The organism is Marinoscillum sp. MHG1-6, from assembly GCF_024714475.1.
Classification (GTDB): Bacteria; Bacteroidota; Bacteroidia; order Cytophagales; family Cyclobacteriaceae; genus JAMZMI01.
This window is the reverse complement of record NZ_JAMZMI010000003.1, coordinates 48,631-63,625: the sequence shown is the minus strand read 5'-3', so window position 1 is coordinate 63,625 and position 14,995 is coordinate 48,631. Positions and strand designations below refer to the sequence as shown.

Below are 14,995 nucleotides of genomic sequence, written 5' to 3'. Positions count from 1 at the left end.
GGATCAATATACTGATAATACAAAAGCGGCCAATGTCTAATCAATCAACACCCCAACATGGTTCCGACGTAAAAAGGTCATTTTCAGATGATTTTGAGTCACCTGATTTTTATCAAGTCGATGATTTACTGTCAGAGGAGCATCTACTCATACGGGCGTCGATCCGTGATTTTGTGAAAAAGGAGATCACCCCATTTATTGAAGGGTGGGCCGAAAACAATCACTTTCCTGAGGAGATCGTCAAAAAGTTTGGTGAGATCGGTGCCTTCGGTCCTACGATTCCGGAAGAATATGGAGGAGGAGGACTGGATTATATCAGCTATGGTTTGATCATGCAAGAGATAGAGCGCGGCGATTCAGGCATGAGGTCCACTGCTTCTGTGCAGGGCTCGCTGGTCATGTACCCGATTTATGCCTACGGGTCGGAAGAGCAACGAAAAAAATACCTTCCCAGATTAGTTTCAGGGGAACTATTAGGTTGTTTTGGACTCACGGAGCCGAACCATGGATCCAATCCGGGAGGTATGGAGACACGGTTTACGGATGAAGGAGATCATTATCTGTTGAATGGAGCCAAAATGTGGATTTCCAATGCTCCCAAGGCAGATATAGCCGTGGTTTGGGCAAAGAATGAAAAGGGCAGAGTGCAGGGACTCATTGTAGAGCGCGGGATGGAGGGTTTTTCTACCCCTGAAACACACGGCAAGTGGTCGTTGAGAGCATCGTGTACAGGTGAATTGGTTTTTAGTGATGTAAAGGTTCCAAAAGAGAATCTTTTGCCAGGAAAAGATGGTCTTGGTGCACCAATGAGTTGTCTTGATCGGGCACGATATGGTATCTCTTGGGGAGCAGTAGGTGCGGCGATGGATTGTTATGAAGCGGCACGTAAATATGCGATCGAACGGGTTCAATTTGGGAAACCAATCGCGTCATTTCAGCTTATCCAAAAGAAACTGGCTGAAATGCTGACAGAAATTACCAAAGCACAATTATTGAACTGGAAACTGGGTAAAATGATGGATGAAGGTAAGGCCACGACACCTCAGATATCTCTTGCAAAGCGTAACAATGTCGAAGCGGCCCTATCAATTGCACGAGAAGCCCGGCAGATCCATGGAGGAATGGGCATCACAGGAGAGTATCCTATGATGCGCCATATGATGAACCTTGAATCGGTAATAACCTATGAAGGCACGCATGATATCCATTTATTGATTTTGGGTAACGAGATCACAGGGATTCAGGCTTTTAAGTAATTACTGCATTGGTACTTCTACCAACAATAATTTGGAATCTGAGCCTGCTTTTATTTCAAGCTTCTCAGTCTCATAAACCCCCAGTCCATCACGCCTTGAGATACTGAGGCCATTTACATCAACTAACCCATCAATAACAAAGATGTAAACTCCATTTTCAGCACTGTGAAGTGTATAATCGAGAGTTAAACCCTTGTTAATATCAGCCAAAGAAAACCAGGCATCCTGATTGATCCAAAGTGCCTGCTCATTATCGGGAGCCACTACGGTTTGTACCTGATTGTTTCGATCTTCAGATTTAAAGGTCTTTTGATCATAGCGAGGGGTAATATTTTCCTCCTTCGGGAATACCCAAAGCTGAAGAAAATTGACTTTGTCATCCTTGGAATGGTTATACTCAGAGTGAGTCAGCCCTGATCCTGCGCTCATGATCTGCACATCGCCGGTGCGAATTACCTCTGTATTTCCGGTGCTGTCCTTATGCTCCAGATCTCCCTGGAGTGGGATGGACACTATTTCCATGTTGTCATGAGGGTGTGTCCCAAATCCCATTCCCGGTTCAACGATATCATCATTGAGAACTCGAAGTGCACCAAAATGAATTCTATCCGGGTCATAGTACCTACCGAAACTAAAAGTATGTCTGCTGTGCAGCCAACCAAAAAAGGCTGTACCTCTGGTGTCTGCTTTATGTAATACGGTTTTCATTTTTCCTCCTTTTTTAACCGTTAAATGTTTCGTGAAAAACAATCTCTTCTAAAGGTCTGCGATTACGGGTCGCAAGTTCTCGATCTCTTAAAGCTCCCTCCAACTGTTCAGGACTACCTGCTTTTCCAACAGCAATAATCGTTACAGGTTCATAATCTTCCGGGATATTAAAATAATCGATTATTAAATGATGCTCAAATCCACCCATTTGATGTAGTGCATATCCCAGTTCGGTTGCCTGAATAGTCAAGTTGCCTACGGCGAGACCAAGATCATGGCTGGCAGCTGCGTTAGGAGCCCCATTGCGCTCAAATGTCTTTTTCACGAGAGTGACAATGAGGGCAGATGCGTTGGGTGCCCATGGTTGATTGCCTGGTTTCAAAGCCGCAACCATTTTATCAAAGGCCGCTTCACCTCTTTTGGCATAAAGAAACCTCCAGGGCTGCTCGTTCATAGCTGATGGCGCCCATCTGGCAGCCTCGAATAGTGAGAAAAGATCTTCGTCACTAATAGACTCTCCAGTAAACGATCTTGGGCTCCATCTGCTCGCAATAAGGTCATTTATTTTATATGTTGTTTTGGCTGTTTTGTTCATGCTAATAGATTGTTTGATTCATTATAATCAATTATACGTTACTACATTATATGTAGTTACATTTAATTTATAAAAACTTCTTTGTCTAATTGAACTTGTACCTCATCATAACCTCAATTCCACTTTTTGTGTTTCCATCTATTTTGGTAGATCCGGAGCCAATGGAATCTTGGTTATAGTACCGATATTGGCCGTAGCGTGTCCAGAGTGACAAGCTTCGGTTGCATTTGTATTGTAGAAGGAGATAGGTGCGTGTTCCCAAACCATTGTAAGCTGGTATGGAAAAGGCATAAAGTACATTTTTTTCATAGGTGTACTGTCGGTTGTCGTAGTCCGTGTCAAAAACAGCCACTCTTCCACTAATTTTTAGTCTTTTGTATTGGTAGGTGAGGTCTTGAATGAGGGCATAACCATCACTTTTCTGTTTAGAGGTTCTGAAGGTTGAGGTTTGTAGGCGTGTTTTGAGTGATAAATTGGCGTTGAGCTGATGGTCAAGGTTGATCAGATAGTTTCGTTTCACGGTGTTGACCAGTTGATTGATGTTATCACCATCTTGCAGATAGGTCCTCTGTTTATTTTCCTGACGAAACTGAGCATAGATTATGGTGGCCTTTCGTGGTTGAAAAGTGTAGCGGCCAAGGTATTCGAATCCCTCAGATGGAGATTCAGTTCGATATTTTAACCAGGGGAAACTGAATTTATCATAGTAAGCCGCGAAGGTATGTCGTCTCGACGGATGAAACTTCAGCCCCCAGTAAATACCTTTTTCATTAATGATTCTACTGTTTTCCCCAAATCCGTTCCCATAAAAGCTGTGAAAATTCTTGTCATAGTTTCTAATCACCAAACTAAAATCCAGCGTGGGTGAGAGGCTTGTGATAAAACCGCCTATTATGCCATTTCCCCCTGAACTGGACCGGGCAACTTCACCAAAAAAGAGACTGTTTTGCCATCCATAGGAACCGTAGATGCTGCCAACCTGATTGTGGCTTCCCGTAAACTCAAACTGGTTGTAGTTGTTGGGCTTTCTTTGAATTGGTTTTGAATACTGAGATTGTAAATAAGCAGCACCAAACTTCAGACGCGGGTTCCGTCTTTGTTCGAAAATGACTCCGGCTGAACGTTCAAAAATCTGGTCTCTCGAAGATAATTCTCTGGTTGTACGATGATATCCTGTTGATTGGATGGTGTTGATGAATTCTTCAAAGTTGGAATAGGTGGAATCATTCACGGGATTGGCGTCCTGAGCTAGCTGTGAGTAGAACCCGGTAATCTCATTTCGTCCAATCTGTAAAGTGGTCGCAGTTCCACGAAAGAAACTAGATTCTAAAACACTAGTGTAAGGTCTGATTCCGGTGCTGTTGCGCTTGACCGTGGTGATTGTCTCTGACCCTTTCCCCAGGCTAAATCCAGAGCCAAAGACAAGACCCTGCCCAAACTGCATTTGGAAGTCACCCACTATCATGCTTTTGATGATGCCCTTGTTCATTAGACATGCATGACCCGAATAAAAGTCGAAACCTTTGGCTTGTCGGTTCCATTGCAATGACTCTCCGGGATCCTTTTCAAAAGTGAAACCAAAACTGAAATCGCCGGGACTGCTCAGGCGGTATCGTCCGTATACTTTGTTTGGGTCTCCTATGAATTTGTTGGATGTTTCGGATTGATAACCCTTTTGTGCTTCAATATTTCTGGTAAACCTTAATAGAAAATAATGATTGATAGGATCCCTAAGTCGTTGAGGAAATGGCTGGTTATCCGTTTTCTCTCTTACGGTTACAAAAGGAAGCATCAAGTTTATCGTGGCGAGATCAAAATGAGGGATATTTTGCAGTTCATAGGTGGATAGAAGCATTCCAAACTCTTGGATGTAATCAAAGAAGGATGTTATTTGAACCGGAGACAGGATATAAAGTGCGTCAAGGTCTTCACGAGTGGCTTTGTTAAGGTTGATGGGGTTGGTGTAATGAATCAAAAGTGATTCATACAAGTCCTCATAGTCTACGTTTTCATCCTGAATGGAGAAAAGGTTTTCCGCAAGGTCATTAAAGTCTTCAATAGATTGTGATTGTGTTGTTTGAAACCATAACAGGAGTAGCACCAGATGAAATACCCGCTTTAGATTGTATATCATGAGTGAATGTTGTAGGCCAAAGACAGTTCATGGATAGGACCAAGATTGTTGTCACTCGAGAAACAATAATCAATGTTGAATTTCATTACTAAAAGCCCCAGGCCAAATGCGCTTTTAAAAGGGTAGGTGGAGAGCCCTGTTCGAAAGAATAGCGGATGTATGATTTGATATTGAATGCCGGCTTTGAACTGTTCCTTAAAACCTATTTCTTTTTCTGTTTCAATATTGATCATGACCTGATCGTTGGGGCGATAGCTCATTCCGGCCTTCATGTTAGTAGGTATGTATTTACTTTCACGAAAATTGAAGATATGCGCTCCTAGATAAAGCTTTGGGAAGATTTCAGCAACACCACCAAACTCAAGTGCGAACCTTCTTTTGGTTCCCAATCCTTCGATATGATATTGAACTACATTGGCACCAATTCCGAGACTTACCATTTGTATTTGATTGCCAATTGCCAACGATATTTTTTGCTGGTTAAAAAAGTCGTCACCAAATTTGAAGTAGCTAATACCACTGGTAACGGAATTAAAATGATGTGACAGGGTTGCAGCTTTTACCTGAAAGGCATGGATATCATATCGGTTTTGATATCCGGCAGCTACCTGGGTGCCTGTTATTCTTCCAATCGCGCCGACATTGTTAAAAATGGACCAGGAATCGGCTATTGTAACACTGGCACCTCCCAAAGCCGCATTAGTGGCTCCCATCCGATAATTGGCATCCTGGCAGAATGCAATCAAGTTGATGATCAAGAGGATTAAAAGAAATAATATTCGCATATAACGCAAATTATCAATATTTACTATAAATCTGCGTCTCGAGGTTGTCAATGTTTATATTGTAGTGGAATGAAATACCTGTTATTGATATCAGCCTTGTTCATGGTCATTCCTTTGATGGCACAGGATACCATTTACTATGAGAATGGAGCCATTAAAGGGATTGGTAGCATTGTGGATGATGAAAAGCATGGAAAATGGGCTTATAGGTATCCTGATGGTGTAATTAGTGCTGTTTTCAATTACGATAGCGGGATGTTGGATGGGCCGCAGGTCTATTTTCATCCTAATGGGAATCTTTCAGGCGAAGAAATTTGGGAAAAGGGCGTACAAACGGATACCACCAAAAACTTCTATGACAATGGCCAGCTGAAACGTATTGGTATCTTTAAAGATGATGCCTATGCAGGCCTGTGGAAATACTACTATCCTTCAGGAGTTCTGGAACAAAAGGGAGGGTATGTGGACGGTCTTCCGGATGGCGAGTGGTGTATTTATCATCCCAATGGACAAGTATCACAAAAGGGGAATTTTCAGGCAGGAGAGATGATCGGGAAATGGACTTATTTTGATGAGAACGGCAGAAAGACTTATGTAGGTAATTATGAGTCCGGAGAGCAATCGGGACAGTGGTACTTCTTCAATAAAAAGGGGAAGAAGAAAAAATGGAAGAACTTTGATTAAAGGTCGTGCTTGAAGTTGAGCACGAAATGAAAATCCCCTTCTGCATTATAAGACTCTTCCAATCGAATGGTCAGGTCATGGATAGTCACGAAATCAACCCCCACCCCAACAGAATAGAGAGCCTTGTTCGATAGTCTGCTATTGAGCTCATAGTTCGGGTAGTTTCTGACATATCCCGCATCAAAGAAAGTTTTGATATAGAGTGCCATGGGCCATCTTCTGAATTGCTTAAGAGGCATGAGCTGATCAGGTACGTTGAATGCAGTTTTAAATACTCTCTTTTTGAAGGAGTTTTTGAAAAGAAAGGCTTCATACCCTTCCACCACACTGAGTTCGTACCCCCGAACCAGGTAGTTTTCAATACCAAATTCATAGTACCGGGAATAGGGGACATCATTTTTAGAAGAGAACCGGGAGGAGAAATAACTCCCTAAGTAGAATCCCTTTCCAAGCGCCAGGTATTTATAATAGCTCGCCTGCAAATACCATCGGTCAAAATCATTGAAAATACCAAGTCCATTTTTCCCCACAGTGAAAACGAGTAGATCACCTTTGAGCGGATAGGTATGATTGTCTCTATAGTCCCTGCTAAAGCTATAGCTCAGGCTAAAATATCTTTGAGTTCGATCTCCATTACCAAAAAAGTCCGGATTCAGAGTATTAACAGAGTCTGAGATATGAGAGGAATAGAAGCCTGTGCTCAGGTAATGTCTGGAATAAAATGATTTTCTGTAATTCGCGGTGGCTGATGTAGAAAAAGTACGGCGCTGTTGTTCCCGGCTCAGGAGAAAGGCAGGGAGGTGGTCGATCGTGCGATAGGCGATGTTATTGTATTCACCATATCCAGCCACCAGATTAAGCCCAACACGCTGGCTCTTATCAATATATGGCATGGTATAATCCAGAAGAAATACCCGCTCGAACCCAAATTGAGCAGTCAATAAGACGGTTTCGTCTCGTCCTCTAAAGTTATACTGGCTCAGCCGGGCTCCATAATTTACCCTGCTTAAGTCATGGTCTCTGTTGACCCACCAGTCGTTGAAATTTCGGTCACTCAGTTTAAATATAATATTCGGATAGGTGTACCAGCGCTCAGTTACTTTGACGAGCACATTTACCGTGGACTTATCTAATTCCAGTATTTGTAGTTCGACGGTATTGAAGATGTTGGTATTGTATATTTTGTTGCGATCCTCCGTTTGATAGCCGATTAATTGATGCATGGTCAGGCTATCCCCCTTTTCAAAGCTCAATTCTCTGGTGATAATTGACTCTTTGGTCTTCTTATTTCCAATGATGAATATGTTGCTTACGAGTACCTTAGGGTTTGGTACAGTATCCAGATTGATAGGTGGGAGCTCTTCCAACGACTGAGCAGTCACCTCGGATACGTAGCAGACTATTATTAATACAAGAAAAAGTAAACGGTATCTTCCTTTCAACTGGTTTCTGACTTTCTACCTGCGATTAAAAAGCGGACTAAGGCACAAAAGAACCTAATTTATTGTTAGCACCAAATATGAAGCATACTTTTGGCAGGTGGGCAAATTAATCAAGCAACTCTTTATTCTCCCCGTACTTTTCTATCAGTACTGTATTTCTCCGTTGTTTCCGAGTACTTGTCGCTACACACCTACCTGTTCTCAATATGCAAAGGAAGCAATAATGAAACATGGGCCACTTAAAGGAATAGTGCTAGCAATTAAGCGCATTGCAAGTTGTCACCCATGGGGTGGAAGTGGGTACGATCCTGTGCCTTAATTGTTTAACCCGAAATATGCACTAGAAAATCTATTACAAGCGAAATTACTGTGAATCAGTCGCTATGCTAGGTTTTTTAATTTCACCATAGCGGTGCTTGCAGAAATCAATAAAACTTCCTGATTCTTTGTTATTTAGGCTTTCATCACGAAGTTCTAATGCATAATTCGGGTTTATGAACGACTTAATTCGTCCAATTCTTCCTGAAATCCACTGGAAAGGATAGGGAACCGACACCATGTTCGGGGATCTACATTGAAGTCATCCAGATGAAAACTAGGTGCAATTCGCTCACGCTTCCACTGATTGATAGACCACATTCGGAAAAATTTGGTGATCCATTGTTTCAATAGGACATGATCCGGATAGCCTCCTTTTAGTCGATCATATACCTCCAGCGGAGATTTTTTGTCACGAACAGCTTTCCTTTCTATATCCACGAGAACTGAATAAGGCATCAGGTCGGCTTCATCCGTCTGCATCATCTCCTGTGGTCTTAGCTCGGCTGTAGGGGCCAGGCTGTTTACGTGTTTTAATCCTTTGTAACCCAGCTCATTTTCAGCATACGTAAGCCAGGAAAGAATAAAGCTTTTATCTACAGCTGCAATCGGAGAAATACTTCCACTGGTATCTCCATCCATCGTGGCATAACCCACATCTCCTTCGCTCCGATTTGAAGTGGATAGGAGCAAGCATTTTTCGATATTGGCAAGCATCCAGATGATTGGTGAACGTGCACGAGCCTGTATGTTTTGAAGTGCTATATCGTCGGTTTCCCAGGTCAGTTCGCGTCCGATGGCCTTTTCGATTGAGTCCCTGTAAGCCCCCACCTCCTCATCAATCTTCCAATCGTAAAAGCGTGCCCCAAGGCTTTCTGCAAGTGATTTTGCTGAATTGAAGGTGTCTTCTGATGAATTGACAGTTCCTTGGTAAGCAGTATGTAATAGCTGGTAAACAACTTTCTTTGCATCACCTTCTGTCAGGTCAAGACCTGATTTGACATTAAATCCATCAAAACCTAATTCCTCCAGCCCATTTTTGACCATTTCAGCAACCAGAACAGCAATACTACTTGAGTCTGCACCTCCGCTTAGCGATAGGACAAAACCTTTGCTTCTACTTTTTCGCATGTAATCAAAGAGTGCAAGCGAAGCGGCTTTGCCAAACTCGGCAAAAGGGTTCGGGTGATCCAGTTGAATGGCTTTCTCACCATCCTGGTTCCCATTAAAATCTATGACCGCACTGAGCAGGTTGAAGTTTTTGAATGATAATCGTCTATTTCTCCCTATGAGCTGACCTTTTTTGGCAATTAGTATATCGCCATCATAGATCATACGGCCAGCCTCATTTCCTAGTAGGTTGGTATAAAGATAGGTGCAGTCAAAGCGCTCCGAACTTTTAACTACCAGGGATTCTCTAAATTCTGCTTTACCAAAGGCAAAGTGACTAGCACTGGGGTTCAAGAAAAGATCTACCCCATGGTTGATTGTGTGGCCCGCCGGTCGATCTTCTCGCCAGGCATCTTCACATATTTCAAAGCCAATTTTGATGTCGAAGAGGTCAAGGGTGAAATGTCCAATGGGGTAATCAGTTCCTAAATAATGAAATGAAGCTGCCTTTCCAGTTGGCCATGGAGTAAACCATCTGGGCTCATAATGAACACCATCATTTGCAAGCTTTTGTTTTGCATAGAATCCAAGGACCTGTTGATTATAGATCAGACAGATAGCGTTATAACACTTATCCTCAAACCATACAGGTAAACCTACAGTGACAAAGATGTCTTTTGTTTCGGGTACAATGTGTCCGAGCTTATCGAGGGCTTTTTCCGCAATCCATGTGCTGTGAAACATATCTTCGCAGCCATAACCGGTTATGCACAATTCCGGTAGACAAAGTATTTGGATACCCTTATGCTGAGCCTCATTAATAGCTTCAATGATATTGGAAAGGTTATTTTCCCAATTCATTGGGATTTGATTAAGACAAGCTCCTCCTAAATGTAATTTCTTCATCCCAGGTCTAAATCAAGTTGGTCCAATGTCTTTTGTGCCGCATCCTGTTCGGCCTTCTTTTTGCTAAAACCAAAGCCTTTTTCCATCGGAGTATCGTCAATGAAAACCTGGGCAATGAACTGCTTATTATCAGATTCTTCATTCGTTTGAAGAATTTCAAACTTCAGGTTTTTATCCTCCTTTTGAGCCCATTCAATGATTTTGCTTTTGTGGTTGATGGTGGTGGCGGCAATCTCATCGAGGTCAAAGTGCGGAGTAATGAGTTTGACGATAATGAATTTTTTGCAAGCCCAATAACCTCTGTCGAGATAGATGGCTCCAATTAAGGCTTCCAGGGAATCTCCATAAACAGATTTATGGGAGACGCTATTACCACGGTTGCGATTGTACTTCACCAGAAGTTGGAGCCCTATTTTTTTTGAAAGCTGATTGAGCGTTTCTCTGTTTACCAGCTTAGATCTGGTTTCAGTAAGAAATCCCTCGTCTTTGAAAGGAAATTTCTTGTAAAGCATCTCAGCGACCACCATTCCAAGAATGGAATCCCCAAGAAACTCCAGGCGTTCGTACGATTCTTTTACTCCCTTTTTGTTGACTTTGGCAGCACTGGTATGTCGCATTGCCAATGTGTACAGAGAAAGGTTGATCGGACGGTTACCCGTAATGATTTTAAAGTTTTTGTAAAGCTCCTTATCGTTAGAGATGAGGTATCCAAGTAGGCCAATAGATCTTCTGATCAGTGATAGCACTACCCCTCGTATTTCCCGAAAATCATAGAGCTGTTGTGTCCACCAAATCCAAAGGTGTTACTCAATGCAACCTTAACCTCTCTTTTTTGAGCTTTGTTAAATGTTAGATTAAGTTTTGGATTTATCTCCGGGTCATCAGTAAAGTGATTGATGGTAGGAGGGATGATCCCCTGATCGATGGTCATAAGACAGGCAATACTCTCAATTGCTCCGGCTCCTCCCAACAAATGACCAGTCATAGATTTGGTTGAACTGATGTTCACGTCAAATACGTGATCACCAAGAACACTGCAAATAGCTTTGATCTCTCCGGCATCTCCTAGTGGAGTCGAGGTACCATGTGTGTTCACATAGTCAATTTGCTCAGCAGAAATGCCGGCATCTTCCAATGCAGCATTCATCACCAGCTTGATACCCAAACCTTCCGGATGGGGTGCAGTAATGTGATAAGCATCGGCTGACATACCACCACCCAAAACTTCAGCATAGATTTTCGCTCCACGAGCTTTGGCGTGTTCCAGTTCTTCGAGTATCAATGCACCGGCACCTTCACCAAGAACGAATCCATCACGATCTTTATCGTAAGGTCTTGAGGCCGTTTCCGGAGAGTCATTTCTCTCAGAAAGAGCTTTCAACGCATTGAATCCACCAATGCCCGACTCAATGACTGCTGCCTCAGATCCTCCAGCGAGAATGGCGTTGGCTTTGCCAAGTCGAACATAGTTGAAAGCATCATTGATAGCATGGCTCGAAGATGCGCATGCAGATACGGTTGCAAAATTTGGCCCTCTAAAGCCATATTTCATTGATAGTTGACCTGGAGTGATGTCCAGGATCATTTTAGGAACAAAGAACGGGTTGAATCTCGGTGTGCCGTCTCCAGTGGCAAAGGCGGTTACTTCTTCCTGAAAGGTGGTGAAACCTCCAATACCACTTCCCCAAATCACACCGATTCGGTCTTTGTTTACTTTTTCAAGATCCAATCCTGAATCTTTTACAGCCTCATCACCAGCGACCATCCCATATTGGGTGCATGGGTCCATCTTTCTGGCTTCTTTGCGATCCAGGTAATCCTGAGGATCGAACCCTTTCACTTCACAGGCAAATTTTGTCTTAAATTTTTCTGTGTCAAATCGCGTTATTGGGGCAGCACCGCTTACACCATTAGCCAAAGCTTCCCAATATGATTGTTTAGAATTACCTAGTGGTGTAACAGCACCAATCCCCGTAACAACGACTCTTTTTAATTCCATGAAAGGATTTTAAATAAAAATATTATTTAACGTTTTCTTCTAGATAAGATACTGCCTGTCCAACAGTGGCAATGTTTTCGGCCTGATCGTCTGGAATAGAGATGTTAAATTCTTTTTCAAATTCCATGATCAATTCCACTGTATCAAGTGAATCTGCGCCAAGGTCATTTGTGAAGCTAGCTTCAGGAGTTACTTCTGATTCCTCAACACCCAATTTGTCAATGATTATTGACTTCACCTTTTGTGCTATTTCTGACATTTTTTTAAGTTTTAGTTAAAATCCAGTGCAAAGAAATACATTAACGATTTAAAAACAAACTAAAATAATCTCCCTAAAAAGAAGGCGCAGGCGGTTGTCGGCAACAGTGGGTAGAATACCCTTGAAAATAAGTCAATATCCATATATCTCTGCTGTAGATATAAGTACCTATTATGTAAATAGGTAGCTGGACCATTATTAGAAGTAAGAAGAAGTGGTCTTTATAATTGCCTGTTTCGATGAAATGGTTCTTGAAGTTATTTTTCAAAGGGTTAAGAAAAATTGGCATGCAATCGATTATTCAGGAAAAACTACTGAGAAAATACGTAGTTGTGGAAAATTATTTTGCGATTTGAGCAAATCATGCCTTCAGAGTTTTGTTATTTTGCCACGCAAATTCTGATATGAGTAAGAAGAATAAACTAGAAGGTGATTACCCAATAGATTTCGAACTCATTGGTGTGGTGTCCCCCATGAAAGAGTATAAACTTGGATGGCATCTAAACCAGTTAGATCTGTTTCATCTGGTGAAGGGTGCTGACATCAAAATTGAATTTGCGGGTAATAAATTGATTAGTATTTCCAATTTGATAGACGAAACTGAGTTCAGCTCCGTACATTTGCTGCGCAACAAATTGCAGCAGACTTCGGCCAAGGTTCAGTTTTTAGTGTCTGATTTACAGCAATTTGATTATCTGCTTAAACTTAAAAATTCCTTGATCGACTCATGGTCGAAAGAGGTAATGACCAAACTTAAAGATTGTGAGGCTGTTGACTACGCGGTTGTAATTGATCTCGATAAAGTCAAAGCCAGGGAGAATTTAATTTTTTAAAAATGAATCCTTATTTGTCTAAGAAGACTAAGATTGTTGCCACCATTGGACCAGCAAGTAGAGATCGCAAGATCTTGAAAGAGCTTATCCTCAGCGGGGCTAATGTGTTCCGATTGAACTTTTCTCATGGATCTCATGAGGATCACAAGAAAACCATAGAAATGGTAAGAAGCCTAAACGAGGAGTTGGGCACGCATGTGGCTTTGCTACAGGATTTACAGGGACCAAAAATCAGAGTAGGTCAGGTAAAAGATGGCGGAGTGCCGATCCAGCCCGGACAGCAACTGATTATTACCACGGATGAGATGGAAGGTACGAGCGAGAAGGTGAGTACCGTATATAAAGGTATCACTCAGGATGTGAAACCTGGTGATATGATTTTGGTAGACGATGGTAACATTGAATTGAAGACCATCAAAGTAGAAGGCAATGATGTATACACTGAGGTGATACATGGAGAATTATTGAAGTCTAGAAAAGGTATTAACCTACCTAATTCTAATGTCTCGGCTCCTTCTATGACCGAAAAAGACATTGAAGATCTGGAATTTGCTTTCCAATTCGATTTGGAGTGGGTTGCACTTTCTTTTGTTAGAACGGCAGAAGATATCAGAGATATCAAAGAAAGAATTGCCAAGGCTGGTGTAGGTACCAAGGTGGTAGCCAAGATGGAAAAGCCGGAGGCCATGATAAACATGGATGAAATCATCGACGCAACTGATGGGTTGATGGTGGCACGTGGTGACCTTGGTGTTGAGGTTCCATCTGAAATGGTTCCGATATACCAGAAACGTCTTGTTAGAAAGTGTAATAAAGTAGCGAAGCCGGTAATCATCGCGACTCAAATGCTTGAGAGCATGACCGAGAATCCAAGACCAACTCGTGCTGAAACTAATGACGTTGCGAATGCGGTGTTAGATGGAGCGGATGCTTTGATGCTATCTGCGGAATCTGCTTCTGGTAAATTTCCGATTGAGTCAGTTCGTCAAATGGCTCAAACCATTCTTGCTATCGAGAATGACTCAAATACCATTTATAACAAGTTTGCAGAAGAGGATGAATTTTCATCGACCCGACTGAACGACCTTTTGGTTAAGTCGGCATGTGAACTGAGCAAAACTGTAAGTGCGAGAGCAATCATAGGTATGACTAAAACAGGTTATACCGGCTTCAGAATTTCCATGCATAGACCTCAGGCTAGCATATATGTGTTTACGAACGATAAATATATCCTAAGCCAATTGAGCCTTGTATGGGGTGTGAAGGGATATTACTATGAGAAGTTCGAAAACATTGATGATACTTTCGATGAACTTGAAGGTATTCTTAAGAAAGAGGGCTTACTTGAAAGCGGTGATATATTTATCAATACTTCTTCAATGCCTTTGCATTGGGAAGGTCATACAAACATGGTAAGGTTGAATCAGGTGAAATAAGCCTGATAACCTAATGATATTAAAAAGGGATGCTTAGCATCCCTTTTTTGTTTAATCTGCAAATGTGATAAGTTTCGGATCTGGTCTTAACAGGTTTTGAAAAATGCCCATCAGGTCATCAAAATCCCATGGTTTGGTCACATACCCGTGAATTCCGAAATTTTCCGAAGCAAGTTTAAGCTCCTCAATCTTAATGAAGCCACTAAGGATCATTCTCCTAATATCAGGATTCAGGTTTGATACCTTGTTAAGTAACTCGGTGCCATTCATTTCAGGCATTCGGTGATCAGAAACGATAATGTTGATGTTGTTGTTCTCGATGATGTCTAAAGCTTCCGCGCCACTTAAGGCTGTATGAATGTTGAAATGTCTTCGGAATGCTGTCTTAAAACCTCTTAGGTTAGGAGCCTCATCGTCTACGTAAAGTATTGAAAACTCCTTTTTCTTTTTTACTCTGGGTTCTCTCATAGTCAGGTGGTTGGGTTGGTTCTTTAAGACTAAATCAAATGAGCCTTGTCATTACTTATTTG

At 41.9% G+C, this 14,995-nt stretch carries 15 protein-coding genes; 5 read left to right on the top strand and 10 right to left on the bottom strand.

The window, feature by feature from the left end:
- Positions 1-32: 32 nt before the first annotated feature.
- Positions 33-1,256, top strand: coding sequence for an acyl-CoA dehydrogenase family protein (locus NXR94_RS07770; protein ID WP_258104050.1), 1,224 nt, complete (start codon positions 33-35; stop codon positions 1,254-1,256).
- Here NXR94_RS07770 and NXR94_RS07765 read toward each other — a convergent pair whose 3' ends face one another.
- From NXR94_RS07765 to NXR94_RS07750, 4 genes are all read right to left on the bottom strand, one after another.
- Positions 1,257-1,964: a pirin family protein gene (locus NXR94_RS07765; protein WP_258104049.1), complete on the bottom strand. Its 708-nt coding sequence runs from the start codon at positions 1,962-1,964 to the stop codon at positions 1,257-1,259.
- A gap of 13 nt (positions 1,965-1,977) precedes the next feature.
- Positions 1,978-2,559, bottom strand: coding sequence for a nitroreductase family protein (locus tag NXR94_RS07760; RefSeq protein ID WP_258104048.1), 582 nt, complete (start codon positions 2,557-2,559; stop codon positions 1,978-1,980).
- A gap of 85 nt (positions 2,560-2,644) precedes the next feature.
- Positions 2,645-4,693 (bottom strand): helix-hairpin-helix domain-containing protein, encoded by a 2,049-nt coding sequence (locus NXR94_RS07755; protein ID WP_258104047.1) that lies wholly within the window; start codon positions 4,691-4,693, stop codon positions 2,645-2,647.
- On the bottom strand, positions 4,690-5,478 hold the full coding sequence (locus NXR94_RS07750) for a hypothetical protein (protein ID WP_258104046.1): 789 nt from the start codon (positions 5,476-5,478) through the stop codon (positions 4,690-4,692). The genes NXR94_RS07755 and NXR94_RS07750 overlap by 4 nt, the downstream gene beginning before the upstream one ends.
- Before the next feature lie 69 nt (positions 5,479-5,547).
- Between NXR94_RS07750 and NXR94_RS07745 the strand changes: the two genes are divergently transcribed.
- Positions 5,548-6,162 carry a toxin-antitoxin system YwqK family antitoxin gene (locus tag NXR94_RS07745; RefSeq protein ID WP_258104045.1) on the top strand — a complete coding sequence of 205 codons (615 nt, stop codon included), beginning with the start codon at positions 5,548-5,550 and terminating at the stop codon, positions 6,160-6,162.
- On the opposite strand, the gene NXR94_RS07740 is transcribed toward NXR94_RS07745, so the two are convergent.
- Positions 6,159-7,604 carry a BamA/TamA family outer membrane protein gene (locus NXR94_RS07740; RefSeq protein WP_258104044.1) on the bottom strand — a complete coding sequence of 482 codons (1,446 nt, stop codon included), beginning with the start codon at positions 7,602-7,604 and terminating at the stop codon, positions 6,159-6,161. The two genes, NXR94_RS07745 and NXR94_RS07740, sit on opposite strands and share 4 nt — an antisense overlap.
- Positions 7,605-7,713: 109 nt before the next feature.
- On the opposite strand from NXR94_RS07740, the gene yidD reads away from it, so the two are divergent.
- Positions 7,714-7,923, top strand: a complete 210-nt coding sequence (yidD, locus tag NXR94_RS07735) for a membrane protein insertion efficiency factor YidD (protein WP_258104498.1) — start codon at positions 7,714-7,716, stop codon at positions 7,921-7,923.
- A 173-nt stretch (positions 7,924-8,096) separates the two neighbouring features.
- Here the strand turns inward: yidD and nadE are convergent, their stop codons facing one another.
- Genes nadE through NXR94_RS07715 form a run of 4 tightly spaced genes read right to left on the bottom strand, consistent with a single transcriptional unit; the run spans position 8,097 to position 12,196 of the window.
- Entirely contained in the window at positions 8,097-9,893 is a 1,797-nt protein-coding gene (gene nadE, locus NXR94_RS07730; RefSeq protein WP_308706260.1) for an NAD(+) synthase, read from the bottom strand.
- A 41-nt stretch (positions 9,894-9,934) separates the two neighbouring features.
- Positions 9,935-10,684 carry a ribonuclease III gene (rnc, locus tag NXR94_RS07725; protein ID WP_258104042.1) on the bottom strand — a complete coding sequence of 250 codons (750 nt, stop codon included), beginning with the start codon at positions 10,682-10,684 and terminating at the stop codon, positions 9,935-9,937.
- The gene (fabF, locus tag NXR94_RS07720; RefSeq protein ID WP_258104041.1) at positions 10,684-11,937 is read right to left on the bottom strand and encodes a beta-ketoacyl-ACP synthase II; all 1,254 of its coding nucleotides are present in this window, start codon (positions 11,935-11,937) and stop codon (positions 10,684-10,686) included. Before fabF ends, rnc begins: the two co-directional genes overlap by 1 nt.
- 22 nt (positions 11,938-11,959) lie before the next feature.
- Positions 11,960-12,196, bottom strand: coding sequence for an acyl carrier protein (locus NXR94_RS07715; protein ID WP_258104040.1), 237 nt, complete (start codon positions 12,194-12,196; stop codon positions 11,960-11,962).
- Between the two features lie 404 nt (positions 12,197-12,600).
- Between NXR94_RS07715 and NXR94_RS07710 the strand changes: the two genes are divergently transcribed.
- Positions 12,601-13,029 (top strand): IPExxxVDY family protein, encoded by a 429-nt coding sequence (locus NXR94_RS07710; RefSeq protein WP_258104039.1) that lies wholly within the window; start codon positions 12,601-12,603, stop codon positions 13,027-13,029.
- A gap of 2 nt (positions 13,030-13,031) precedes the next feature.
- Complete coding sequence (gene pyk / locus NXR94_RS07705) at positions 13,032-14,465, top strand: pyruvate kinase (RefSeq protein WP_258104038.1); 1,434 nt, start codon at positions 13,032-13,034, stop codon at positions 14,463-14,465.
- 51 nt (positions 14,466-14,516) lie between these two features.
- Here pyk and NXR94_RS07700 read toward each other — a convergent pair whose 3' ends face one another.
- Positions 14,517-14,933 (bottom strand): response regulator, encoded by a 417-nt coding sequence (locus NXR94_RS07700; protein ID WP_258104037.1) that lies wholly within the window; start codon positions 14,931-14,933, stop codon positions 14,517-14,519.
- Positions 14,934-14,995: the final 62 nt, after the last annotated feature.

Bases quoted from the DNA above. Each gene is read 5' to 3' on its own strand.
- NXR94_RS07770 (WP_258104050.1), top strand. From the start codon at position 33: ATGTCTAATCAATCAACACCCCAACATGGTTCCGACGTAAAAAGGTCA.
- NXR94_RS07745 (WP_258104045.1), top strand. From the start codon at position 5,548: ATGAAATACCTGTTATTGATATCAGCCTTGTTCATGGTCATTCCTTTG.
- NXR94_RS07710 (WP_258104039.1), top strand. From the start codon at position 12,601: ATGAGTAAGAAGAATAAACTAGAAGGTGATTACCCAATAGATTTCGAA.
- NXR94_RS07760 (WP_258104048.1), bottom strand. From the start codon at position 2,559: ATGAACAAAACAGCCAAAACAACATATAAAATAAATGACCTTATTGCG.
- fabF (WP_258104041.1), bottom strand. From the start codon at position 11,937: ATGGAATTAAAAAGAGTCGTTGTTACGGGGATTGGTGCTGTTACACCA.
- pyk (WP_258104038.1), top strand. From the start codon at position 13,032: ATGAATCCTTATTTGTCTAAGAAGACTAAGATTGTTGCCACCATTGGA.
- NXR94_RS07765 (WP_258104049.1), bottom strand. From the start codon at position 1,964: ATGAAAACCGTATTACATAAAGCAGACACCAGAGGTACAGCCTTTTTT.
- NXR94_RS07715 (WP_258104040.1), bottom strand. From the start codon at position 12,196: ATGTCAGAAATAGCACAAAAGGTGAAGTCAATAATCATTGACAAATTG.
- NXR94_RS07700 (WP_258104037.1), bottom strand. From the start codon at position 14,933: ATGAGAGAACCCAGAGTAAAAAAGAAAAAGGAGTTTTCAATACTTTAC.
- NXR94_RS07750 (WP_258104046.1), bottom strand. From the start codon at position 5,478: ATGCGAATATTATTTCTTTTAATCCTCTTGATCATCAACTTGATTGCA.
- nadE (WP_308706260.1), bottom strand. From the start codon at position 9,893: ATGAATTGGGAAAATAACCTTTCCAATATCATTGAAGCTATTAATGAG.
- NXR94_RS07755 (WP_258104047.1), bottom strand. From the start codon at position 4,693: ATGATATACAATCTAAAGCGGGTATTTCATCTGGTGCTACTCCTGTTA.